The following is a 22995-nucleotide window of genomic DNA, read 5'->3' as shown; positions in this document are numbered from 1 at the left end:
GTGTGACAGCTCAGACGCGCAGGAGTTTGTCGGGATTGACGACCCGGCGGTACGCGGTGATCAGACCGTCCGTGATCTGGACCGTGTCCACCGAGTGGACCCGGCCCTCGCGGTAGAAGACCAGCGCCAGCTCGCCGCCGACCTCGGCGAAGTCGACGCGGTCCAGATGCCACCGGCGTCCCACCCGCACTATGGTCTCGGCGACGCGCTCACCGCCGTGGATGAGCTTGCGGGCCGCGGACACCTTGCCGCCGCCGTCGGCGACGAAGACGGCGTCCGGGTGCAGCAGCCTGACCAGGCCGGCCAGGTCCCCCGCCTCGTACGCAGCACGGAAAACCGCCAGGACGCGTTCCCGCTCCGCCTTGGACGCCTGCGGCATGGACTGCTTCGCCTTGGCCACCCGCCGTCGCGCCCGCGAGGCGAGCTGGCGGGCGGACGGCGCGGAGACGTTCAGCACGTCGGCGATCTCGCCGAACGCGACGTCGAAGACATCGTGCAGGACGAACGCCACCCGCTCCGGCGGGCTCAGCTCTTCCATGATCAGCAGCATGGCTGAGCTGACGGACTCGTCGACGAGGACCGGCTGCGAGGCGTCCGGCCCCGTCAGCAGTGGCTCAGGCAGCCACGGCCCGACGTAGCTCTCGCGACGGAAACGGGCACTCTTGAGGATGTCGTACGACCGCCGCGCGGCGACCGTCACCAGCCACGCACGCAGATCAGCGACGTCGCGCAGATCCGCCGCGGCTGCGCGCAGCCACACGTCCTGGGTCACGTCCTCGGCATCGGCCACACTCCCCAGCAGCCGGTAGGCCGCACCGAAGACCGCCGGCCGGTGACTCTCCCATCCGGCCCCCAGCAGGTCCTCCTGCTCGGACCGTCCGGGCCCATGCCCATCACCCATAAGACCGCGACCTCCTCCAGCGTGCGGATTCAGCGTAGCCATCCGCACCGTTGCTGCTGGCCGCCCGGCTCCTCACCACGATAGCCACTGACGCGTTCCGCGCCGTGGCCAACGCCGCCGCTCCCGAGCGACCGGACCCGCAGCCGGAGCCCGCGCCCTGAGCCCAGGAGAGACCTGGCTGACGAATCCAGCTTGCCCTACTCGAATGCGCTAGGGATCTTCCGACACCGAGGGACGGCGCCCTCGTCGCCGGCCTCACATCGATCACCCGTGAGACCGTTGTCGAGGACGATCTCCACGGCCTCGACGGCCTTGATGTTCTTCCGGTGCTCCTCGGGCATGGTCGCCGACCACTCGTAGGCGGAGCCATAGTGGAAACCCGCTATGTCGGCCAGCTCCATGTTCGCCTTAGTGGCACCGGAAGGTAGAGAGGTGCCCACCTTCAGCACGCCGCCCTCGAAGGTGAACGACTTGGTGTACTTCCGGGGGTCGTAGACGGCGGACTGGCCCAAGTCAGCGACTTCGCCGGGGTCCTCGTCACACGCAGTCCCCTGGTCCATCGAGCAGGTTTCCTTGTCGAACGCCTTCATGGACTCGATGAGCTTCTCGGGATCGGCCACCTGTTTCGGCTTGGGCGGCTTCTTGTCCTGCGCCTTGGCCCCCGCCTTCGGGGAATATGACGAAGACTCGGCGGGCTCGACGGCCTCTTTTGCCTTCTCGTCGGAGCTGTCGCACGCCGTCAGAGAAACGGAGAGTGCGGCGGCGGCGAGAGACGCCGCAACGGCCTTTCCAGCGAAACGCAATCTTGCTCCCCCACGAGGCGGCACCGGGGTCAAGGGCCCCCAGAAAGGCTCTACGTTACCCCTCGTGGATCAAGCCTCGGGGCTATCCCTGGCCCGCTGACCCCGTGCCGGTCGCCGGAAGCACCAGCGACGGTTCGGCCACAAATGATCTCTTGGCCCTTCCTGCGCGGGGAGTTCGACCCCATGATGTGTTCCTGGCCCTGATGTTGGCTGGAGCCAAGGTTCCGGTTTCCGAGAGAGCCAACGAGAGCACCGGGACCGGCCAGCGCAACCACATCGGCCGAGGCGGCCACATATGCCCCGAGGATGGCTACCACAGAGGCGCCGGGGGTTAGAGAACTCAGTGCGGCGGGGGGCTGAGTACCGTCACCACAAACTCAGCGGACGCCCGGCGACTATGGCGGTCTGAATTCGAGCCGCTATGCGGGCGCCATCTTCCCTGTTCGTTAGACCAGCACGTATCGCGGCCCCGATCGCCCGAGCGCGACCGGCTGGCCCTCGGAGATCAGCTAGCGGGCTGCCCGGGTCGCGCCGTCGGCTGAGCCACTCCGCACGGTTCTCGGCCGGGGTGCCGAGTCGCAGGTGGGCGGGTTGCTGGCAGGAGTGGTTGTCGCAGGTGTGACAGACGGTGGGGCTGTCGACGCCCCAGCCCAGCCGCGGGATGACACCGTACGCCAGCTGGTAGCCGTACAGGTGCCCCGGAATCGTTCCTCGCCGGGTCCGGCCTGGCAGGGACGCTGCTCGGAAGCTCGCGTGGCCCGTATCCGAGATGCCGCCGAAGAAGAACCAGCACGCCGACTCCGCCGACGGCCGGTAGACCTTGCTCCAGTACCGGGCACGAACCCGCTCGTCGGCCAGCCACTCCGCCCACGTCAAAGCCGCGATACGCACCGGCACCGGTTCCCCGAGCAGCGAGAGCTGTTCAGGCCCGCTCTCCGAGGACGCGGAGCCGGGCCCGGTCACCTCAGCCAGTGGGAACAGCCCGGCATCGCGGGGCGGCTCAAAGGGCATGGACGGGAACATTGTCCGGCGTGCCGGCGGGTGCGGGAGCCGACGCCGCAGCGGTCGGCTGGGACGGCGCTTCCTGGCGGGGCGCCCGTCGGCGCCGGGTCCGCGGACGCTCCGCTCGTGTCCGGAGCGCTTCGATGACCTCCTTGGCCCGCGCGGCGGTAACAGGCTTCGCGTCCTTCTCCAGGTCATCCATCGGGATGCTCAGCAGCGAGGAGACCAGGCCCGGGTCATCGAACAGGCGCAGCGCGGCGGCCACCGCCTCACGTGCCTCCCGATCGGCGGTCTCCTTCACCTGCGCCGCCTTCTTCGCCGCGTCCCGCTTCACCAGCACGTCGGCCGCAGCCAGCTCCCGGGTCTTCGCCTGGAGTGCTTCCGCCGCCCGAACGCGCTTCCTCAGCTCAGCCGGGCTGACCGGAGCTTCGTCTTCTGCGCTCATCACAATCCCTCCGTGGGCCGTCCCGCAGGGGCGACCGTGTCGCGCCGCGGGCCGGAATACCTGCTCATCGCGCGCACGGTAGGCAGGGACCGACAAAGTTCTCCACCGTGGCAGCAGCCGCTGTTCGGTGCCCGAGACCAGTCGGCATGACAGCGCAGGCCCGGGGAACGTCACCTTGACGGACCAGGAGGCCAAGCAGGCCCCTGGCCGGGAATTTCGGCCGCGGGCCCTCACGTTGCTATTCCCGTCACGGCAGAAGTGCCGTTGGCTGCCTGCTATGCAGTGAGGTCGAGGAATTCGGCGACGGGGCGGGCGGTGCGGTGGGCGGTGAACCGTTCGCGCAGGTCGGCCAGGGTGCTCGTGCCGCGTGCGGAGTCGGCCCCGCCCAGTTGCTCGATGGCCCGTCCGGCGACGTCCACGGCGGCGTCCAGGTCGCCGAGCGCGAGGTGGGCTTCGGCCTGGCGGGCGAGGTAGATGCCGGCGCCGCGGGCCTCGGTGCGGGTGTCGTAGGGATCCTCGTGCCGCAGGGCAGCCTCGAAATGCTCCAGCGCGCGGGCCGGCTCGCCCAAGGTCAGGGCGCACGAAGCGGCGACTTCATGGGCCTCGCCGTGGGTCATCCAGTACATCGAGGGCGCATCGTGCGCGGCGGGCCCGGCTCGGTCGTAGGCGGCGAACGCTGCGTCGACCGCGCGGTAGGCGGCTTTCGCCTCCCCTGCCTTGGAGTGGGCGCGAGCCTGCCGGGCGTGGAGCATGGCGAGCACCCGCCCGGAAGCGATCTTGTGCCGATTGTCCAGGGCTCGCTCGACGAGGCCGAGGGCGCCGTAGGGGTCGCCCGCGCTGTAGCGGAGGTTGGCCCAGAAGGCCAGGGCGCTCGCGCCGAGCGTGGCGTCCTGGCCGGTCGCGGCGGCGCGCAGGGAGGTGGCGAAGCGTTTCTCGGCGTCCGCCAGGCGCCCGCTGTCGTAGGCGCACCACCCCAGCAGCCGGCTTGTCTCGGCGGCTGCCGCGTAGAGGCGGCGGCCGGTGGATTCGCTGTAGGCGTTCTCTTTGAGAACGCCCGTGATCAGGCGCAGTTCAGCGAGGGCGGCGTCGTAGGCGTGGCTGGAGCCGACCGCGTCGTCCAGGTGACGCAGGGTCTTAAGGCGGGTCTCGAAGAGGTCGGCGGCTCCTTGGCCGATACGCCGGCCACGGGTGGCGCCGACGGCGGCCGGGGTGGTGGCGGCCCAGTGGGCGCCGGTGGCGGCGAGTGTGCCCAGCGATGTGATGACGAAGCCGCGTCGGTCCACCGGACCTCCTCCTGCGTCCTCCAGTGCTTCCACGGTACCCGCCACCGTCCACGGCAACTCCCAGATGCGAGCGGTGTCATGGAGGGCGAGCAGGAGCCAGGCGGGCCAGCCGCGGCGGTGGACCTGCTCGGGGTCGATGCCGTGCAGGTCGGCCATGGCGAGCTGGGCGGTCAGTTCGGGCTCGGTGCCCGCGATCCAGCGGGAGAACTTCTCCTTGCGGTGGGCCATCTGTCCGTACCCGAGCGCCCGGTGACGGTCGGCGAGCCGCTTGAGGTATGCCGCAGCGGTGGTGTGCTCGCGGGCGAGCAGCGCATGGAGCGGATGGTGTTCGAGCACGGGGACCATGGGTGCACCACCTCCCGGCCGGGGCTGGCCCCAGTGTGCTGCCACACCCGCCGGCCGGGAACACGGCAGCCGTGCGGAAGGCAACGGTCGGCAACCCGGCGGCACCCCGCAGCAACTCCCACCGTCTTCCCTCGCCCCGGCTGCGGCGCTGCTCTGGGGGCAAGCCGGTCCGCGGCGGAGCCTGCATCCTCGGTGCGCGGACCGGCGGCCCTGGAGCCCCTGCCTCCCCGCTCGGTGCTCCATCCCCGAATCCGCTGGAGGCGCCGTCATGACGACCGCGACCACACCGCGCACCACCGAGAGCAAACCGTTCTCCGTCGACCTCCCGGAGGCGTTCACCCCCGAATGGAGCCGCATCGACGGCATCACCGTCGAGGGACACACCGTCACCGTGGCCCCCGGGCAGTACTTCTTCCGCTACGAGAACCCCACCTGGGTCCTAGCGGACTGGGACCTGGTCCGCGCCGAACTGCTGGACACGGCAGAGACCAGCGAACAGGCCGTCGAACAGCGGGCCCTTGAGTTCGTCCGGGCACACGGCCGGGGCACCGACGACCCGGCGAAGGTCTTGGAGACCGGCCACCAGGTCGCCGCGTACCTCTTCCGCGACGAATACGTCGGCGTCGGGGGCCTGGACGTCACCGAGCGGGAGCTGAAGGCCCTGCGCGAGGCGACCACGATCATGGCTCTGAACCGCGTGGAGCTCGACGGACACCTGTCCAACGTCGGCCCGTGCTGGTTCTTCCCCGTTGCCACCAGCGTCGTGTTCGGCTTCGACGAGGCCGAGGGCCGACGAGTCGACGAGCTGTACCACGGGGGCTGGTTCAACGAGGCCCGGCGCCGCGAATCGGTACTCGCCCACACCGCCCTCGGCGGCCGGCTCGTCCACGGCTGCCAGGCGTCCGCCGACATGGCCGGCGGCTGCGTGCTCGCCTACGGCACCGATCTGGCGGGCTTCCACCGCGAACTGGACTCCCTCCGCCACGACTGGATGGACCAGGTCGCGGCCATGGGACACCGGTGACACACGGCCCACCGTGCGGGAGCCGGGCCACGGCCCGGCTCCCGCACCGCGCTGCCGGACCGGCAGAAAGGGAACGGATGACGCACGAGATGCCGCACGACACAGCCCTGGTCGACGCGAGCGTCAACGCCCGCGCCTGGAACCACATCGCCGCCCAGGGCGCCCCCGAGGGCACCGAGCCCGGCCAGGTGCCCGAGCGGATCGAGTGGACCTGCTGGCCCGGACGGGGGCCGAGAAACGGCTTCCTCGGTGACCTCACCGGGCTGCGAGTGGCGGAGCTGGGCTGCGGCACCGGCGAGCACACCGCCTACGCCGCCGCCCACGGGGCCCGCCTCGCCATCGGGGTCGATGTCGCCGCACAGCGCATCGACACCGCCCGCGCCCTCTTCGGCCACCTGCCCGCCCTGGCTTGGCGGGTGGGCGACGCCGCTCAGGTGCTGGCCGGGCTGCCCCACCTAGACGTGTGCTTCTCCATCTACGGCGCCCTCTGGTACGCAGACCCCGCCCAGCTCCTGCCCGTCACCGCGAACCGGCTGCGCCCCGGTGGGCTCCTCGCCTTCTCGGTCAACGCCCCTCGCCCCCGTGAGCTGCCCGGCCGCCGGGTGGACAACCTCACCCTCGCCGACGGCGCCCGGCTGCCGGTCGTCCACTACGCCTACGACGCCGTCACCTGGTGCCGTCTCCTTGACGGAAACGGCTTCGCCGACACCGAGGTGCTGCCCGTTGAAGGCCCCGAGGGCAGCCCGTACCGCACCCTGGTCATCCGTGCCCGCCGCACCGGTTGAGCCGGTCATCTCCGGGCGAGCTCCGAGCCGGCCTCTTCCACGAGGGCCGGCCGCCGGGCCAGGGCCCGGGCCGCCAGCCAGGCCACCGCACCGGCGCAGGCGGTGGCTGCTCCCGCCCCCGCGAAGGACGCCTTCGGTGCGCGCTCCAGCAGCGCGGGCAGCACCAGCATGCTGCTTATGCTCGCCACGTGCAGCTTGACGGAATCGGCGGTGAACACCCGCAGCCGCTGCGGCCCCGGCAGCGAGCCGATCTCCGCACTCAGGCTGATCGAGGCCAGCGGCACCAGAGCGCTCGCCGCTGCGGCGAGCGCCGCCACCTCCACCAGGCTGCTGCTCAGCGCGAACGCAGCCAGCAGCAGCCCGCGCCCCACCCACACCAGGCAGTACGCCGCCGGGAACCGGCCCGGCAGAGCCACGAGGGCCACGTTCCCGGTCAGCAGGTTCCCGACCACCGCACCGATCCCCATCGCGGATAGCACCACCGCGTACGCACCAGCCCCCGCGTGCAGCTGGCTGGTCAACCAGATCGGAATGCCGATGGTCAGCACGGTGGAGCAGAACTCCCCGACGCCGCTCACCACGAGCGCGCATCCGATCCGCGGGTGGGCCCGCAGGACCGCCAGCGCCCGGGGAGCCTCCGGTGTGTCGGCAGGCCCGGCCTTTTCCTCGCGGGACGGTGCCGTCGGCGAGAGCGGTGCGGCCGTACGGCCGAGCCAGGCGAATGCGATGGCGGAAACGGCGAAGGTGGCGGCGTCGATAAGGAACAGCTGCTCGGCGGGCAGGAAGGCCAGCAGCACCGCGGCCGATCCGGGGCCGAGGAACCAGGTGAGCCGGTTGGATACGTCCATCAGGCCCGTCACCTGCCGTACCTGCTCCTTCTTCACCATGCCCGGCACCAGCGCCGCAAGGCTCGGACCGGTCAGTGCGTCGCAGATCCCGACCAACACGATGACCACCAGCACGCCGGCCAGGCCGAGCGAAGGCCACAGCCAGGGCATCGCGCCCACGATGACCACCTGCACGGCCTCCACCGCGGCCAGCGCGCGGAACGCGGCGAACCGTGCGATCAGCTTCCGGCCGAAGGCGCCGATCAGCAGGTGCGGCACCGACTCGACCACCACCACCAGCCCCATGGCGACCGCGCCGGAGCGCTGCCAGGCCGTCCACGCCAGCGCGAGGGTGAAGAAGCGGTCGCCGAAGACGGACAACGTCTCGGCGAGCCACAGCACCAGGACCGGACGCTGCCGCAACAGGCTCAGGTAACTCACCCGCGCGACTGTAGAGGCCCGGCAAACATCAAGAAGCGTGTTCGGCCGCTCCTCCCTCCAAGGCATTAACTGCCGCAGTCACGTGCTGGAAGGCGACATGACGGTGCTGGCCGCCGGCCTGCTCCACAAAGCGACCCAGAAACTGGACGAAGGACTGCCGCGCAGCTGCGGCCTGTTAGCCCCTCGCCGCCGGCGTGTAACGCGGCAGGGCGCCGACGCTGAGGTTCATTCTGAACTGGCCAGTAAGTGGTGCTGAACGGTTAAGCCCTTGTGCCTCCGGCGGGTCCTCTCTCGGAGGGGGGAAGGGCACGTCGTTCGGCTGCCGCGCCGTCGTGGTTGCTGTGAGGGAGCGGGGTTCCCTCCTCGGTCGGCCGTCCCAGCAAAGCGCACCGCGCCACAGGGGTACGGAGTCGTTCGTCCGGGTCCTCCACCTTTCCTCGTACCTCAGAAAGCCGGAGGCTTCCGGGCGCTCCACACCGCACCCCTGCGACACGGCACACGGAGCAGCGCCGTCCGACCGAGGAGGGAACCCCGCCACCGGCCCGTCGTGGCCGAGGCCGGACCCAAGGGCAGTTGCGCCGCGCAAACCCCCAGGTCAGAGCTTGTCTCACACCATTAAACGTGGTTTAATTAATGGTGCCGGAAGGGGAGGGCAACCCCCGACCGGCACCGGTAGGCCGACCGGCCGCCGACCACCTCTCTCACCAGGAGAATGAACGTGAGTACCACGAAGGCCCCCGCGAAGCTCGAAACCATCCGTGCTCTGCTCGCCAAGGCGGAAGACCCCCGCACGCCGGAGTCGGAAGCGGAGTTGGCCCGGAAGCGGGCGTTCGAAATGATGGCGAAGTACGGCGTCGAGCAGGCGATGCTCAACGACTCCAACCCGGCCAGCGATGCACCGACTGACCGTCAGATCGTTCTGGACAACCCATGGGCGATGGAGCGAGTTCGGCTCATCAACCGCATCGCGCTCGCCCTCGGTTGCCAGCTCATCCACCTTGGCCGGGACGGCAGCGGCCCGTCCCGCCGAGTGCACATCTTCGGGTACGCGAGCGATCTTCAGCGCGTGGAATTGCTCTACACCTCCCTTCTTCTCCAGATGAACAGCGGACTGGCGGCTCAGTCGGTCCCGCCGGGGCAGGGTGCGCGCGCCTGGCGTCGGTCCTGGCTCCTCGGCTTCATCAACCGGGTGGGCGACCGCATCGAGGAGGCCGAGCGCGGCGCACGCGAAGCGGCCAGGGGTGAGACGACTGCTACCGGCCGCAGCGCGGCCCTCGTTCTCGCGGACCGCAAGGCCGTCGTTTCGCGCAACTACCAGCAGGCATACCCCCGGTCTCGTAAGGGCGGCACCACCACCATCACCGGCAACGGGTACGGAGCCGGATGGGCCGCAGGGAGCCGCGCCGACATCGGCGGTAGGCGGATCGGTCGCACCGCGGCCGGGTCCATAGCCGCGTAGCTGCACCGAGGTCGGGGGCGGCCATCCGCCGCCCCCGGCCACCCCGCCCACGACTTACCCCAGGAGCATGATCGTGCCTGCTCGACAGCCGCCCGCCACCCCCGCACTCCGCCGGAGTGACTGCGATCACGCAGTGGTCAGTTGAGTCGAACCCCGGAACATGGTTTAATTAATGGTGTCGGAAGGGGAGGGCAACCCCCGACCGACACTCCCACCGCCGGGCCGACCGGCCCGGCGGTCCCTCTCACCAGAAAGACCGAGTGCAATGAGCGCTGCCATCACCCAAGCCGGCGTCGAGGCCACCCCTGCCCAGTGGGAGACCGCTTCGATCGCTGACCTCCTCGCCCACCCCGGCAATGTCCGGGGCGATGTCCAGGTCCCCGATGTCCTCCTCGCCGACATCACGGCCAACGGCGTACAGGAGCCGCTCTACATCGTTCGCACCCACGGCGACGTGCCCCAGGTGATCGACGGGTTCCTGCGGCTGGCCGCCGCCGTCGCCGCAGGGCTGGAGACCGTACCGTTCACGCCCCGCCCGGTCATCAGGATCGACCAGCTCACCCCGCACCCCAAGAACGCCCGCGAAGATCTCGATATCAACCCGGCATTCGTGGAGTCCCTCCGCGCCGAAGGGTGCCGCATCCCGGTCAAAATCCAGCGACTGGATGGGGGAGTGCTCCAGGTCAACGACGGCAACCGCCGCTACTTCGGGAGCAAGGAGGCGGCTCTTACTCACCTCCCGTACGAGTGGGACGACGAGGACCGCGACGCGGCGGACCAGTTCCTCGACATGATCACGACCGCCCAGCACCGCAAGGGTCTCAATAAGTCGGAGATGACCGCCGCCATGTTCAGCGCCGCAGAGGCAGGCGCGCAGGTCGGCCGGATCGCGAAGGCTTCCGGAGTCCGTCAGAAGGACGTGAAGGCCGTCGTCCGCGTCAGGTCCAACAAGGCGCTGAACGCCGCCGTCGCCGACGCCGCCGACTATGAGTGGACGTTTGATCACCTGGGCGCGCTGGCAGAGTTCGCCGACGACGCCGAAGCCCTCGCCGCTATCACCGGGGCCGCTGCCAGGAGGGGCGCCGACGCCGACGACGTCGACTGGGCGATAGCCATCGAGCGGACCAAGCGGGACAAGCGGCGGAAGGCCGAGGCGCACCGGGCTGAGCTGGAGCAGGCCGGGCAGCGCATCCGGGAGGCGGCAGAGCTGTCCGAACGGGCCACCCCGGTATGGAGGCTGAGGACCACGGACGGCGAGCGCATCAGCTCCGAGAACCACGCGGAGTGCAAGGGACAGGTGTGGGTGCTGGAAGGGGCCGACGACGAGAAGTACAAGCCGTACTGCACCTCACCGGTCCTGTACGGCCATGCCGCCCCCGGCGGCGGCACCGGAGGCGCACAGGCCAGCGCCGACAAGGAAGCCGAGAAGGCCGCCCGCGCCGCCGTCAAGAAGGGCAACATCGAATGGGACGCCGCAGAGGGCAGGCGCCGCCAGTGGGTCGCGGACCTGGTGAAGCGCCGCAGCCTGCCCAAGAGCACAGCCAACGACCTGGTCGGCCACATCAACAGTGCCTTGATTGACGGAACTTGGGGGGTCGGTGGCGACCTCAACAGCGACGCGACGACGAAGACCCTGGCCACGCTGCTCGGCCTCACCACCGACCAGGCCAAGGACCGGAGCACGTTCACCGATCACGTCTCCAAGGACCCCCGCCGTTCCGTGCAGCTCCAGTTCGCCGCCATCGCGGCGGTGCGCGAGAGGAGCGCGAGCCGGTACGCATGGCGGACGGACGAGATGCGGTTCAACGACATCCGCAGGGCCACCGGGCAATGGTTCAAGGTCCTCGAAGCGCTCGGGTACTCGCTGACTCCCATCGAGCGGTCCGTCGCGGACGACGAGCCGTACGACCCGAACAGGCCGAAGCGCGCCGCACTCCCCGCCAGCAGCGACCAAGCCGCCGAGCCCGAGCCCACCGCTGACGAAGCCGCCGCGTAACCCTCAGCCGTACGACGCCGGGGCGGAGCTTGCCGCCCGCCCCGGCACCCAGGAGCCTTCAGTGACCCGCACAGCACCGTTCGAGACCCCCGCAGACGAACACGGCTGCGGCTGTGTCCCCGCCCCCGCCGAGCCCGACCCCGGCACCACGGCCGACACAATGCAGGCCCGCGCGATCGCGGGCGGGCTGGCCGAGTTCGGCATCGGCCCCGCCCGGTGGTCCGCCGCGTACGACCACGAGACCGCCGCCGTCATGCTGCGCGTGGAGACCCCGCGCGGGCTGTACGCCCTGGGCATCCCCGCCCCTGGCCAGCCCTTCCCCGTCCACCACCGAGGCCAGCGCATCGGGGCTCTGGACTGCCGCCGCACCTACGGCACCGCCGACAGCTACACGGCCGCGCTGTTCGCGGCCTTCCTGCGAGACCGCGCGGCACTGGAGATTCCGGGGCGGGGCGTTTGCCCCGCACCACTAAACATGGTTTAATTAATGGTGTTGGAGGGGGAGGGCAACCCCCTCCAACACCGGGCCGCAGTCGGCCCGACCACCCCGGCCGTGCGCGGAGGGCAACCCGCCCGGCCGGGTGTTCATCACCTCTCACCAGCAGGAGCACCCGCAATGCGCAGCGCAGCCATGCGTTTTTCCGTCCCCGCCACGGCGGCGAACCGCGTCCGCCAGCTCGTCGAGGCGACCAACACCCGCGCCGCCGTCCACCAGCTCACCGCCTACTCGCTCGACATCTCCGTACCGTTCCTGGCCGAGTACCGCGACCCCTTCGACGGCCGCCTGATCGGGCAGCGCCCCACGGTCGAGGTCACGATCTTCGGCGAGGTCCCCCGCCACCACGGCTGGACCGTCGTGGCCCGCCTGGACCACGACGAGGAGGGAGAGACGATCGTCAGCCTCTTCCCCGGACTGCCCGAGCAGGAGGCCGCCGCCGTGCGCGAGTACCGGGCCGTGGCGAACGTCTGCCACGGCTGCGAGATCGCCCGGCACCGCACCGCCACCTACTTGGCCCGCCACGAGAGCGGCGAGATGCGCCAGCTCGGTACAACCTGCGTGGAGCCGTACACCGGGCTCCCGATCAAGGGGATTGAGGCGCTGTGGCGCTTCGGAACGTTCAAGGATGCCGACTGGGACGAGCCCGGCAGCCTTCCCGGTGACCTCCGTCTTCCGGTGGCAGAGGTCCTGCGGGTGACGGCCGCCGTCGTGGCCCAGGAGGGCCGCTTCTACAGCCGGTCCGAGCAGTGGAAGCACAGCGTGCCGACCGCCGACTTGATCGAGTCGTACTTCTTCGACCGTAAGGCGCCCATGGAGTGGCGCGCGGCCATCGACGCCGACGCCGAGGCGGCCCGGACCGCCGCCGCCGTCCGGGAGTGGGCGGTGCAGGGGTACGGCAGCCCTTCGGACTACCGCCACAAGGTGGGCCAACTGGCCAAGGCCGAGACCGTCGACCCGCGCCACCTTGCCACCCTGGTCTCCGCCATCGCGGGGTGGCACCGCGACCAGGAGCAGGCCGCCAACGAGGCGGCGGCCCGCAACTCGCAGCCCAAAGGAGAAGTAGGGGAGCGCATCAGCTTCATCGCGGCCGTGACCGCCGTGGTCGAGCTGGAAAGCCGGACGTACGGCTACCACACACAGCGCCGCCACCTGATCAAGTTCCAGGACCCCGAGGGCAACGTCTACGTCTGGTTCAGCAGCTCCGCCCAGGTCCCAGGCCGGGGCGACGAGGTCCAGGTGACCGGCACGGTCAAGGAACACAGCACCTACGGCCAGACGGCACAGACCGTGCTCCAGCGGTGCAAGGTCACCGAACGCGAGCTTGCCGCCGCCTGATCTCCCTACCGGCCGGGGCGGTCAGCGCACCGCCCCGGCCCCCGAACCCCGCCAGCAGCAACAGGAAGTACAGATGACCCCCACACAGGAACTCACCCGGATACTCACGGCCGCAGGCCACGAGGTGAAGGCCGAGGCCGGGACCGGCGCGATCACCGCACGCCTTGACGGATGCGGCTGCACCGTGTGGCTCAGCGAGCAAGGCGGATTCGGATGGTGGGCCCGCCTCCACGAGCCGACGGTGACCGGGCCGCAGACGCTCTACCTGTCGGAAACCGCCGACGCCGACGCTGACACCACCGCTGTGGCCGCCGCCGTCATGGAGCACGCCAATCACCACGCAGTCCGAGCCACGGGCGCGGAAGGCGGTCACCGCCACGAAGGGGGCGGTCGGAAGTGCGCCTTCACCCGCTTCGCCGGGAAACTGGGAGACCTGTTCCGGCCCGGCCTGACCGTCGCATATTCCTGCTCGTGTGGGGCCACAGCCAAGATCACCGGCCCTGAGTGGTACTGCCAACGTATGCTCGCCGTCGTACAGAGCCACCGGTGCGTCACCGAGGGCACCGGGCAGGACTGACCCTCGGCCGGTCGCGGGGCCGTGGTGCAGGCGGCATCGAGCCGCCCGCACCACGCTCCGCCCGCCGCCTCCGGTTCGGCCGGAGCCGGCATTCCCGCAGTGCCACAAAGGGCGTCCCGACGGGACGGCTCAGTGCGGCCCGGCTCGCAGCCGGCCGGAGCGTCCAAGCCGCGGGCGGGCCTTCCCGCTCCGCCCGGACGCCGGCCCAAGGGCGCGTCCTACGGACGCGGCAGCGCCACTCGTCGCGCTCCGCGCGATGCCTACCGTCGCCGTCGGGGGCCCAGCATGGCGGGCGACCGCACCGACGCGCACTGCGACGAGGGCATCGTCGGCGGCGGAGCATGGAACGTTCACACCTTGGGGCGGCAGCAGGAGCCCCGTCCAGCCGGCACGGGGTTCAGGGACCTCCGCAGGCGTACGCCGTGCGGTTCCCTGGAAGTGCTCAGCCACGTGCTCCCTCTTACCGTCGCCCTATGGACTTCAACATCACGGCGGAGGAAGAAGCTCTTGTCCTCCGCATCGATGAACGTCTTCGCGCCGGTGATACCCCGACCGAGGAGGACCTCTTGGTGGAGCTGGGCGACGAAGTCCGGGCGCAGGTCCAGAGCCTCGTGCGTAAGGGCTGGCTTGGCGCCGGCCAGTCGCTGGAACTGTCCGATCTGGCCCGACGAGCGCTCGCCAACCGCCATGACGCCGGCGGATTCCTGGAATGACAGATTTTGTGCCTCCGGCGGGTCCTCTCTCGGAGGGGGTGGGGGCTCGTTGGTTGGGTGGCGCGTCGTTGTGGTGCGGGTGAAGGCGGGGTTCCCTCCTCGGCCGGACACCCCAAGGGGCGTACCAGGAACCCGGTCACGGCGTCCAGGCCGGGCCGCTGCGCGGTCGCTGCGCGAGCCAGGACACCGCGCCCGGAACCCTGGTACGGCGGAGCTGTCCGACCGAGGAGGGAACCCCGCCCAGGCCCGTTGTGGCCGGTCCCGGCAGGGCGGGCGCGGGCCGGTGGCACAGAAAAAGAGCAGGTCAGAGGACGTACCCGGGTTGACCCAACCCCGATAACATGGTTTAATTAATGATGTCGGAAGGGGAGGGCAACACCCCGACCGACACCCCCGCCGGGCCGACCGGCCCGGCGGCCCTCTCACCAGACAGGAACGACCATGGACACCTGCCCCATCACCCCCGAGCCGCACCCTGAAACCGTCGTGATGACCTGGTACGGGGACGGCGTGATCGCCGCGACGTCCGACAGCCACGAATCGGCCGAGGCTCTTCACGGCAACGACTTCAGGTACGACCCGGCCGAGCGCGCTTTCGTCCTGCCTCACAACGGCGACAGCAGCCAGCAGGCCCGCCGCGTACAGACCGTCGGTCAGCAGCTCGCCGACCACGGCATCGGCGTCATCATGCGCCACCGGCCCCGCAACACCTGACGACCGCCCCGCCGTCCGGAGGAGGGCAACACCTCCGGACGGCAGGCGGCCCGAAAGGGAAACGGACACCCCTGCGGGGCGGCGCAGCAAAAGTCCGGTGCGTTCACCGCTGCTGGCCGCCTCCGCCGCAGGCGGCTCCGCCGGCCACCAACGGGCACCGGACCGCAGCGGACGCGCCCCGCGGGGGCGCGGCAGCCCCTGTCGCCGCGCAGGCGCGACGACCCGCGAGCCGCTCGTCCCTCACGGCCCGCGCCGGTGGTGCAGCGCCGCTGCCAACGCACGGTCCGCCTTGCGGCCGGACCACAAACTCTCACCAGAAAAGACCAGTTCAGTGACTATTGCGATCACCCACACCCGCCGAGAAGGAACCCTGATCGAGGGGACCAGCCGGGGGGACGGATCGGCCGAAATCCTGCGACTCCGCGAGTACGGCCGCACCCGGCGCCAGCCCTTCCGCTGGAGCAGGAACCTTGACTGCTGGTACCTCCCGCACAGCCGCGACCACGCCACCTACACCCCCTCGCTTGAACTCCTCGCGCAGCGACTCCGAAACGCGGGCTTCGAGGTCACGCTGACCATCGACAACGCCGACCTCCGCGCGGTCGAGAAGTGGCAGCGCGGCGGGTCCGCCAAGGGGTTCTTCTCCCGCAACCCGTCGGATCCGGAGCTGGAGATCGAGCATCAGGAGCTGACCGAAGAGATCGAGCACTGGGAGGCGGTCATCAAGGACGCCGAAGCCAGGGGCTTCAAGGTCTGGTCCAGGGCGGACTTCACGCGCGGAGACTTCGTTCTCTACCGGGGCACCTGGTACGAGGTCCTGCGCGTCAACGCGAAGTCGGTGACGGTCCCGCACATCCACAACGGCACCGGCAAGCGCATCGTCCGCGCCACCGGCAACCGGCACGACGGCTGGACCTGGACCGCCCCCTACGACGACGTTTCCGGGCGCAAGAACGCCGACGAGATGCAGCCGCCCCAGGCCGAGGCGTCCGAACAGCAGGAGCAGGCCGAGCAGCCCATGCCGGCCGAGGAGCCGGTACCGACGGAGAAGCCGACCCCCGTGGAGGCCCCCGCCGCAGGTGCGAACTGGCAGGAAGGCATGGCGCTGGTGCTGATCACCTCGAAGAACTCCCGGAGCTCCCGCAAGCGCGCCTTGTGGGCGATGACCCGCCGCAAGGCGCAGGCCGTGTGCGGCGACCCCCGCACCTCCGGCCGGTCCTACATGCTCACCTGGACCGACCGGCCCGGCGTCGAAGGCGTCGACTGGGAATGGGTGCCCGACAACGGGAGTCTCGACCCGGTCGTTTCGGACCTGGGCGTCACCCCGCGCCGTGAATGGACCGCCGCCGCGCAGGCCCCCGCCGAGGCCGCGTAACCACGCCCCCGCCCGCCTCGGCGGCCGAGCGTGCCGGGGCGGGCCCCTCTCTCACCAGAACAAGGCACCACCATGACCACCCAACTCCTCGAACGACCCGCGACCGTCACCGTCCCCGAGACCGAAACGGGCGGGCTCATCCTCCCCGCCACCGAGGGCACCACCACCGTCCCGACATCCCGCGTCGGCGCCCCCGACATCCAGTGCCGATACCCCGTGATCATTGGCGAAGACCAGGTCATCGGCCGCACGTACAGGTGGCACCGGGACTGGTTCGTCCTCACCACTGCGGGCGAACGCAACCTCCGCCGCCCACCGAAGGGGACGCCGGGCACCGAGATGGCCGCCGCCCACCTCGCGCAGCAGTACGCCGCCGGACGGATCGGCGCCGTCCCCCTGGACCAGGTACGTGCCGAGGCGCCCCAGCCGCTCTGCGGGCCGGTGCCTCTGCTGCACCCGCGGATGCCCGTGACCGATCGCAACATCAAGAGCGCGTTGATCGCGTTCGCTGGGCTCGCCGTACACCACTGGCGGGCGGTCCACACCGGATTTCCGGGCTCCGACAACCACTGGTACCTCTCCTGCGAGCTGTGCCCGTGGGAGGGCCCGAAGTTCTGGAGCCACCTGCGCGGGCGCAACGGCGCCCCGCCGAGCGCGCACCGCCACGAGGGCGGGTGTATCGGCAAGGACAAGGTCCGCGAACTGATCACCGCCTACCAGCGGTAGCCCGACCCCCGGGGGGGGCGGCGCCGAGCCGCCGCCCCCCGGTTCCCTGAACGGAATCACCATGCCGCCCCGCTACAGTCCCGAAAGCGTCGTCATGGCGGACACCCCGGCCGCCATCCTCGAATGGGCCGCCCACCACATCGAAGCCCTGTGCCGCGAGGTCATCGACCGGTGGAGTGCCGAGCCCGGCCGCACCGCCGCTGACACAGCCCGCGCCTTCCGTGCCGCCGCCGTCCGCGCTGACCAAGATCACGGCGCACAGGGCCTTCTATCCCCTCAACCGCTCCCTCTGCACATCGAGTCTTCGAAGGCCAGCACCATGAATGAGACGAAGGAATCCCACAGCACCACCAGGACGCCGAACCGCCGAGGCGCCGCCACCCCCAGCCGGGACGGCGTCCACCGGATCAGCGTTCCCCTCCACCCCCGCCTCAGTGCTTCCGAGCTGATCCGCGTACTCCTCGCCGCCCCGGTGGAGACCGACCTGCACGCCCTCAACCCCGTACAGGTCCGATCGCTCATCGCCGACGTGCTCACCCAGCACGGCTACGACGTGCTCGACCGGTCGCCGTACTCCCCCGGCTGCGACCGCCACCAGGACGCCCGCCGCGCCATCCGCCGCGCGTACGGGCCGCGGTTTGTCGATGCCCCCGACGAACAAGCCGTCCTCGCTGATTCTCTCCGCGATGTCCTCGCCGCCGCCCGGATCGAGGCACCGTGACCGCGCCGCTCACCGAGCCGACCGGCGCACGGGCGCGACAGACGTACTACTGGCGGGTGCGCAACGCACGGACGCGCGCCCTCGCGAAGCAGAGCGCCGCGCAGACGTGGCACCTTCAGCCCGGACACCCCGGTGGCGCGTACTGCGACCTCGGGCACGAGCCCGACCCGCCCGCACATCACACACCGACCCTGCTCACCCGCAGCCGGCCCGGCTGCCGGGACGAGCAGGAGTTCCGGGGCGGATGCCTCGCCTGCGGCTGGGAGGGCCCTGTCCACCGTGGTCACGGGTACGGTGACGGCGACAACACCGCGATCGAGGACGCCCACGATCACGCGTTCCCCGGCTGGCGAGCCCTCCCGGCTGTTGCCCAGGCCCAGGGGGAGTGGGCGCTGGCCCGCAGTGATCGCCTCTGGCGTCACATCGCCGTTCGCTACCACCCGGCTGGATCGGTGCTGGCGCGCCGCTGTTGGTCCGGGTCCGCTACCGCAAGGAGCCACACGACCCGCCGTACAAGAGGCGTCCTCGGTACGAGCTGCGCGTGCACCAGGAAGACCAGCAGGCAACGGCCGCCCCCGCGGAACAGAAGACGCTCTTCTGAACGGCCACGGCCCGGAACGCAGTGGCCCCGCCAGCCCCGGAAGAAGGTGGTTTAATTTCCTCGTCGCGGCCGGAGCGGGCAACCTCCGGCCGCCACCCCGGCCCGCTTGGTGGCCGGGCCTCCAAACATGAGTGACGGCCAGCGCACAAGGGCAACAAGGCGCCGGCCGTCGTGTTCTCTCACCAGAAAGAACCCCTCCATGCTAAGCGACCACGACGCCGCTCGTCCCCAGCCCGGCGACCTCGCCCACCTCAAGGCGGGTAACAGCATCGGCGCCGGACCGGACGACCTCTTCGTCATCGTCGACGACGTCCCGCCCCGCGGGGAACACCTCGTACTCAACCGCCCGGACGGCCATCCGGACCGAGACGACTGGGCCGCCGCCCTCATCCCGGCCGACATCGCCACCCTCACCCGGATCACCCCCGAAGGCACCCGCACCTGGGCACCAGCCCACGACCCTGAGGCCAGCTCATGACACCGCCGGCCCCTGCCGACTCCGAGCCCGGACAGGAGAACGTCTTGCACAGCGACAACGGCCGCACGCTCTATTCGCGCGCCGACCTCCAGGAGGTACACCAGCTCAGCGAATCGACTCTGCAAAACCTCTGGAGCGACCGGGAGAACAACGGTCACCCTGACGCCGAGATCATCGGCGGCGTCATGCACTGGGACGACGCCGATTGGAGCCTCTGGTACCAGGAACACCAGCGACAGCGCGCCGCCGCCGTCACCAAGAACCCTCCGGACCTCGCTGGCGACCCGGAAGAAGAAGTCGGCCCGGCCGGGGCCGCCCGCATCTGCGGCTACGCCGACACCAGCACCGTTTCCCACAACGTGAAGAACCCGCCCGAGGGCTGGCCGGCGCCGTCCAGCTACGACCTCCTGCCCAGCGGACGCCAGCGGCCCAAGTGGAAGCGGTGGGAGCTGTGGCGGTACGTCGCGGACCGTAAGGGGCGCGGGCACGCTGGCGGGCGCCCGAAGGGCCGCCGCGGGCTGGCGTACCCGTACCAGGGAGACGAACGGCTGACCCTCGCTCGACAGGCTTTGAAGGAGAACCCCGGGGCGACGAACGCCGAGCTGATCACGCAGCTTCAGGGGAAGACGGAGCGGACGTACTCGCGTCCCGTCTGGAACCTGATCCTCAAGTCCGCCCGCGAACACCCCGAGGACTGACCATGTCCGAAGCACGCTGTCCACGCTGCGGCGGCCCGCTCGGCGACCGGCCGGCACGTTCCCGGTTGACTACCGCCCGCGAGGTCTCCATCTGTACCCCATGCGGTACGGAGGAAGCCGTGCGGCAGGCGGATGGGAAGTCCCCCGTGCCGTTCGGGGAGTGGCCCATCGAGAACTGAAAGGCAGCGGAACGCCCCGCACCCTAGCTCACTAGGGTGCGGGGCGTTCTCGTGGCGTACGGCTGCCCGTCTCAGGCCAGGGTGTCCGTCCGACCGACGCACGCGATACGAAGCATCCGCAGCCGTGCGATGACCTGCCGGTGCACACGGTCGTCCGCTCCAGCTGCGCGGATCGCACGGTAGACCAGGTGGTGCAACTCCGTGATCGTTGCCGCAGGCAGAACGAAGACACCGGAGATGCTGAGGCCCGTGTCGATCTTGTGCGAAAGCGTGCGGCGGAGGTTGCCCCATGCCTCCTCGACTGGTTGCTTCTCCTCCGGTGCGGCGCGGAATTTCTCCAACTCCAGGATCAGCTTGTGGGCGTGCTGGTCAAGGGCGGCGCACAGGCGGCGCACGCGGACGAACACCTTCAACGAGGCGCCGAGAACACCCAACGTCACGGTGGCCATGACCCCGACGAATACCGTGCTGTACGGGCTGTTCGTCCGGGCGTGCTGCAACAGCAGGAGAACACCGACGAGGCCGCACGCATGGACCGCGACCCGCAGGGGTGCGGCGCGCCGCAGCCGCCCGCGGAGCCGCTCATACGCCCAGCTCGAAGGCTCGACGCCGGAGCCATACAGGGAGTGGTATCCCCACACGAGGAATAGCAGCATCGTCGCCATGACGCGGTCGGACGGGGCCAGCAACAACGCCACGGAGAGCACGAACACGGCGGTAAGGGCGACGTAGGCAACCAGCGGTGCGGCGGTTATCCGTTGTTGGGACTTCCGAGGTAGCTCCTCGATCATCGGCCGCAGTAGCCAAGAGGCCGCGATGCTAGCGACGACGCCGAACCCGAGGCTGAAGGTGAGCAGCACGAGGCCGGTCGTCCCTGTGAGCACCACGGTGAACTGGAACGTGATGGTGGCCACGATCAGGGCGCACGCCCAGGCAGCCTGCCAGGTCGTGGAGTGACCGCGTATCCACTTCGCTCCCCGTCGCGTGGCCGCAGCCGGATCGAGAGCGATAACGCGCTGGTTTGACCGGTTCATCGTGCTCCCCGTGGTGCTTGGCTCCTCGCTGCCTTCTCCCATAAGGCTTCGGGTGACCGCTATCGCCAGCCGGCCCGAGGCCCAGACGAGCAGCCAGGTAACAGTCCTATTCAGGAAGCGCATTTTGCCAAAGTCACAGCTCGATACGAGAGGAGCTGTCCGTTCCTTCCCAATCGCTGCATCCGTGAGTCTGCGCTGACTGGGCAGTGAAGGAACGCATTGTCTGGTGACATCCGGATCTGCCCAGCCTGACCTTGCATCTTCGGCTTGCTGGCGCCGCCAGCCTGCTGCCGGGTGTGTCATGTGGTGCCCGTTAGGCCGGGTGGGTTGCGGTGGTCGATGATGTCGCGGGCGAGGTCGAGGACGGGGCGTCCGGTGGTGTAGGCGTGGGAGCGCAGCAGGAGCAGGGCCTGGTCGAGGGGGAGGTGGAGGCGCACGGCGAGCATGCCGGAGGCTTGGTGGATCTCGGCGCGGTGCAGGGTGGCGAGGTCGGTGGTCGGATCGCGGCGGCCGTCGGCGCCGGGCAGCAGGGCCAGCAGTAGGAAGGTGGCGGTGTCGGTGAAGGCGCCGGTGTCGAGCTGTTGCTGGAGGGTGAGGGGGCCGGGGCGGGTGCGGTAGCCGGTGAAGGCGCCGAGCCGGACGGCCCCGATGGCCAGCGGGAAGGCGAACAGCGCGCGGACCCCGGCCTCCAGGGCCTCGGGCAGGAAGGCGGGCCAGCGGGTCTCTGGCAGGCGGTCCAGGTCGGGTCCGTAGATGGCCCGGCCGTGGCGTAGGCAGTCCAGGGTGGGGCCCTCTCCGAGGGTGTACTGCAAGTCCTCCAGGGCTGTGCCGAGGCGGTCGCCGGGCGAGTGCCAGATGAGTTCGGGGGCGTGCCCGCCGGCGCGGGCGGAGATGGTCACGCAGGTCAGGCCGAGTGCCTGGGCGCAGCGGTCGGCGGGCAGCAGGCCCAGGCCCGGAGGGCTGCCCAGGGTGTCCAGGAGGGCGGTCATCAGCGGGCTGGTCGGGGGATCGCGCGGTGAGGGCATCTGCCTGGCCGTTCCGGTGTGGTCGTGGGAGGGCGGACGTCAGCCGGTGCTGACCGTGCCCGGGCAGCGGGCGGACTTCTATGCGGGAGGTGCGGTGAACTGTTCGGGCTCGGCCTCGCCAGTGATGACCTGGTGGGAGAGGTCGGTCAGCAGGATCTGGTGGTGGCGGGCACGGGCGCGCAGGCGGATAAAGGCTTCGTCGGGGGTCAGGTCGAGGCGTTCGGCGAGCATGCCTTTGGCCTGTTCGATGACCACGCGGGTGCCCAGGGCGCCTTCGAGCTGTTCGTTGATGAGGGTCTGGTCGCGGATGGCGCGGTATTGCAGGATGCCGATGGTCGCGGCGTCGGCCAGAGCCTGGGCCAGGCGCAGGTCCGCCTCGGCCAGGGGGCGGGGGCGGGTGCGGAAGAGGTTGAGTGCGCCGATGGCGCTCTCGCGCAGCCGCAGGGGCACCGCGGCGGCCGCGACGAAGCCGCGTTCGACAGCCCAGTCGGTGAAGCGGGGCCAGTGCTCTTCGGCCTGGTGGGTGTCGAGAGGGGTGTCGGGGACGGGGGCACCGGTGTGGATGCAGTCGCGGCAGGGGCCCTCCTGCCATTCGATCTGCGCCAGCTCCAGGCGCCGGGTGTGTTCGTCGGAGGCGGTGGCGTCGACCATGCGGCCCTGGGTGTTCAGCAGGATGACCCCGGCCGCGTCCACCGGCAGCAGGCGGGTGGTGCGTTCGGTCAGGGTGTGCAGGAAGTCCATCACGTCGAATTCGGCGACCAGGGTGTCGGCGAGTTCGACGAACACGGAAGTGATCTCCTCTTCACGGGAGACCCGCTCTTGCTCGGCGGGCATGAGATTCCCTCCCGATCCTTCATTCGGGGAAATGGCGTGGTTGCGCCGGGCGGGGTCAGGGTCCGGCGACGGCCCGGTGCGGGGCCGTACCTGCAGCCTGGCACCGGCACGGGCCGTCGCCAATCCCTGGGTACAGCTTTCGGCAGCGATGCGCACGCACGCCGGAGCCGTCGCG

Annotated in this window: 22 protein-coding genes and 1 pseudogene; 15 read left to right on the top strand and 8 right to left on the bottom strand. The window is 70.3% G+C overall.

Annotated features, from left to right (window positions below; genetic code table 11):
- Positions 1–10: 10 nt before the first annotated feature.
- From sigJ to JXZ78_RS27225, 4 genes are all read right to left on the bottom strand, one after another.
- The gene (sigJ, locus tag JXZ78_RS27240) at positions 11–901 is read right to left on the bottom strand and encodes an RNA polymerase sigma factor SigJ (RefSeq protein ID WP_030020214.1); all 891 of its coding nucleotides are present in this window, start codon (positions 899–901) and stop codon (positions 11–13) included.
- A 197-nt stretch (positions 902–1098) separates the two neighbouring features.
- Positions 1099–1704, bottom strand: a complete 606-nt coding sequence (locus tag JXZ78_RS27235; protein ID WP_030020213.1) for a hypothetical protein — start codon at positions 1702–1704, stop codon at positions 1099–1101.
- Positions 1705–2704: 1000 nt separating this feature from the next.
- Positions 2705–3151 (bottom strand): hypothetical protein, encoded by a 447-nt coding sequence (locus JXZ78_RS27230; RefSeq protein WP_030020212.1) that lies wholly within the window; start codon positions 3149–3151, stop codon positions 2705–2707.
- A 275-nt stretch (positions 3152–3426) separates the two neighbouring features.
- Entirely contained in the window at positions 3427–4779 is a 1353-nt protein-coding gene (locus tag JXZ78_RS27225) for an NsdA family TPR-like regulatory protein (RefSeq protein WP_030020211.1), read from the bottom strand.
- Positions 4780–5047: 268 nt separating this feature from the next.
- On the opposite strand from JXZ78_RS27225, the gene JXZ78_RS27220 reads away from it, so the two are divergent.
- Positions 5048–5803, top strand: a complete 756-nt coding sequence (locus JXZ78_RS27220) for a hypothetical protein (protein ID WP_030020210.1) — start codon at positions 5048–5050, stop codon at positions 5801–5803.
- A gap of 77 nt (positions 5804–5880) precedes the next feature.
- Complete coding sequence (locus JXZ78_RS27215) at positions 5881–6588, top strand: class I SAM-dependent methyltransferase (protein WP_050502487.1); 708 nt, start codon at positions 5881–5883, stop codon at positions 6586–6588.
- 5 nt (positions 6589–6593) lie between these two features.
- Here the strand turns inward: JXZ78_RS27215 and JXZ78_RS27210 are convergent, their stop codons facing one another.
- The gene (locus JXZ78_RS27210) at positions 6594–7856 is read right to left on the bottom strand and encodes an MFS transporter (RefSeq protein WP_238783406.1); all 1263 of its coding nucleotides are present in this window, start codon (positions 7854–7856) and stop codon (positions 6594–6596) included.
- Positions 7857–8574: 718 nt separating this feature from the next.
- Between JXZ78_RS27210 and JXZ78_RS27205 the strand changes: the two genes are divergently transcribed.
- From JXZ78_RS27205 to JXZ78_RS27150, 13 genes and pseudogenes are all read left to right on the top strand, one after another.
- Positions 8575–9315: a DUF2786 domain-containing protein gene (locus JXZ78_RS27205; protein WP_157851582.1), complete on the top strand. Its 741-nt coding sequence runs from the start codon at positions 8575–8577 to the stop codon at positions 9313–9315.
- A 265-nt stretch (positions 9316–9580) separates the two neighbouring features.
- Positions 9581–11311 (top strand): ParB/RepB/Spo0J family partition protein, encoded by a 1731-nt coding sequence (locus JXZ78_RS27200; protein ID WP_030020206.1) that lies wholly within the window; start codon positions 9581–9583, stop codon positions 11309–11311.
- Positions 11312–11372: 61 nt separating this feature from the next.
- Positions 11373–11795: a hypothetical protein gene (locus JXZ78_RS27195; RefSeq protein ID WP_030020205.1), complete on the top strand. Its 423-nt coding sequence runs from the start codon at positions 11373–11375 to the stop codon at positions 11793–11795.
- 132 nt (positions 11796–11927) lie between these two features.
- On the top strand, positions 11928–13145 hold the full coding sequence (locus tag JXZ78_RS27190; RefSeq protein ID WP_030020204.1) for a hypothetical protein: 1218 nt from the start codon (positions 11928–11930) through the stop codon (positions 13143–13145).
- Positions 13146–13218: 73 nt separating this feature from the next.
- Positions 13219–13722 carry a hypothetical protein gene (locus JXZ78_RS27185; RefSeq protein ID WP_030020203.1) on the top strand — a complete coding sequence of 168 codons (504 nt, stop codon included), beginning with the start codon at positions 13219–13221 and terminating at the stop codon, positions 13720–13722.
- A gap of 473 nt (positions 13723–14195) precedes the next feature.
- Positions 14196–14435, top strand: a complete 240-nt coding sequence (locus JXZ78_RS27180; RefSeq protein ID WP_078624267.1) for a hypothetical protein — start codon at positions 14196–14198, stop codon at positions 14433–14435.
- A 441-nt stretch (positions 14436–14876) separates the two neighbouring features.
- Positions 14877–15149 (top strand): hypothetical protein, encoded by a 273-nt coding sequence (locus JXZ78_RS27175; RefSeq protein WP_030020201.1) that lies wholly within the window; start codon positions 14877–14879, stop codon positions 15147–15149.
- A 331-nt stretch (positions 15150–15480) separates the two neighbouring features.
- Complete coding sequence (locus JXZ78_RS27170) at positions 15481–16524, top strand: dihydrolipoyllysine-residue succinyltransferase component of 2-oxoglutarate dehydrogenase complex (RefSeq protein ID WP_030020200.1); 1044 nt, start codon at positions 15481–15483, stop codon at positions 16522–16524.
- A gap of 72 nt (positions 16525–16596) precedes the next feature.
- Complete coding sequence (locus tag JXZ78_RS27165) at positions 16597–17250, top strand: hypothetical protein (protein ID WP_030020199.1); 654 nt, start codon at positions 16597–16599, stop codon at positions 17248–17250.
- A 61-nt stretch (positions 17251–17311) separates the two neighbouring features.
- Positions 17312–17971 (top strand): DUF6181 family protein, encoded by a 660-nt coding sequence (locus JXZ78_RS27160; RefSeq protein WP_030020198.1) that lies wholly within the window; start codon positions 17312–17314, stop codon positions 17969–17971.
- A pseudogene (locus JXZ78_RS41165) lies at positions 17968–18572 on the top strand (DUF6349 family protein). The gene JXZ78_RS27160 and the pseudogene JXZ78_RS41165 overlap by 4 nt, the downstream one beginning before the upstream one ends.
- A gap of 199 nt (positions 18573–18771) precedes the next feature.
- Positions 18772–19050 carry a DUF6211 family protein gene (locus JXZ78_RS27155; RefSeq protein ID WP_030020197.1) on the top strand — a complete coding sequence of 93 codons (279 nt, stop codon included), beginning with the start codon at positions 18772–18774 and terminating at the stop codon, positions 19048–19050.
- Positions 19051–19094: 44 nt separating this feature from the next.
- Positions 19095–19748 (top strand): hypothetical protein, encoded by a 654-nt coding sequence (locus JXZ78_RS27150; protein WP_238783405.1) that lies wholly within the window; start codon positions 19095–19097, stop codon positions 19746–19748.
- 250 nt (positions 19749–19998) lie between these two features.
- Here JXZ78_RS27150 and JXZ78_RS27145 read toward each other — a convergent pair whose 3' ends face one another.
- The 3 genes from JXZ78_RS27145 to JXZ78_RS27135 form a co-directional block, all read right to left on the bottom strand.
- Positions 19999–20841, bottom strand: a complete 843-nt coding sequence (locus tag JXZ78_RS27145) for a hypothetical protein (RefSeq protein ID WP_238783404.1) — start codon at positions 20839–20841, stop codon at positions 19999–20001.
- A gap of 419 nt (positions 20842–21260) precedes the next feature.
- Positions 21261–21986: a GAF domain-containing protein gene (locus JXZ78_RS27140; protein ID WP_050502486.1), complete on the bottom strand. Its 726-nt coding sequence runs from the start codon at positions 21984–21986 to the stop codon at positions 21261–21263.
- 78 nt (positions 21987–22064) lie between these two features.
- Positions 22065–22820 carry a GAF and ANTAR domain-containing protein gene (locus JXZ78_RS27135; protein ID WP_030020193.1) on the bottom strand — a complete coding sequence of 252 codons (756 nt, stop codon included), beginning with the start codon at positions 22818–22820 and terminating at the stop codon, positions 22065–22067.
- Between the last annotated feature and the right edge of the window lie 175 nt (positions 22821–22995).

This window comes from Streptomyces monomycini (genome assembly GCF_022271435.1).
Classification (GTDB): domain Bacteria; phylum Actinomycetota; class Actinomycetes; order Streptomycetales; family Streptomycetaceae; genus Streptomyces; species Streptomyces monomycini.
This window is presented reverse-complemented; position numbering and strand designations above follow the sequence as displayed.

Coding starts and splice junctions, on each gene's coding strand:
- JXZ78_RS27140 (WP_050502486.1), bottom strand. CDS start 21,986: ATGCCCTCACCGCGCGATCCCCCGACCAGCCCGCTGATGACCGCCCTC.
- JXZ78_RS27190 (WP_030020204.1), top strand. CDS start 11,928: ATGCGCAGCGCAGCCATGCGTTTTTCCGTCCCCGCCACGGCGGCGAAC.
- JXZ78_RS27185 (WP_030020203.1), top strand. CDS start 13,219: ATGACCCCCACACAGGAACTCACCCGGATACTCACGGCCGCAGGCCAC.
- JXZ78_RS27160 (WP_030020198.1), top strand. CDS start 17,312: ATGCCGCCCCGCTACAGTCCCGAAAGCGTCGTCATGGCGGACACCCCG.
- JXZ78_RS27175 (WP_030020201.1), top strand. CDS start 14,877: ATGGACACCTGCCCCATCACCCCCGAGCCGCACCCTGAAACCGTCGTG.
- JXZ78_RS27165 (WP_030020199.1), top strand. CDS start 16,597: ATGACCACCCAACTCCTCGAACGACCCGCGACCGTCACCGTCCCCGAG.
- JXZ78_RS27230 (WP_030020212.1), bottom strand. CDS start 3,151: ATGAGCGCAGAAGACGAAGCTCCGGTCAGCCCGGCTGAGCTGAGGAAG.
- JXZ78_RS27135 (WP_030020193.1), bottom strand. CDS start 22,820: ATGCCCGCCGAGCAAGAGCGGGTCTCCCGTGAAGAGGAGATCACTTCC.
- sigJ (WP_030020214.1), bottom strand. CDS start 901: ATGGGTGATGGGCATGGGCCCGGACGGTCCGAGCAGGAGGACCTGCTG.
- JXZ78_RS27215 (WP_050502487.1), top strand. CDS start 5,881: ATGACGCACGAGATGCCGCACGACACAGCCCTGGTCGACGCGAGCGTC.
- JXZ78_RS27155 (WP_030020197.1), top strand. CDS start 18,772: ATGCTAAGCGACCACGACGCCGCTCGTCCCCAGCCCGGCGACCTCGCC.
- JXZ78_RS27220 (WP_030020210.1), top strand. CDS start 5,048: ATGACGACCGCGACCACACCGCGCACCACCGAGAGCAAACCGTTCTCC.
- JXZ78_RS27180 (WP_078624267.1), top strand. CDS start 14,196: ATGGACTTCAACATCACGGCGGAGGAAGAAGCTCTTGTCCTCCGCATC.
- JXZ78_RS27225 (WP_030020211.1), bottom strand. CDS start 4,779: ATGGTCCCCGTGCTCGAACACCATCCGCTCCATGCGCTGCTCGCCCGC.
- JXZ78_RS27200 (WP_030020206.1), top strand. CDS start 9,581: ATGAGCGCTGCCATCACCCAAGCCGGCGTCGAGGCCACCCCTGCCCAG.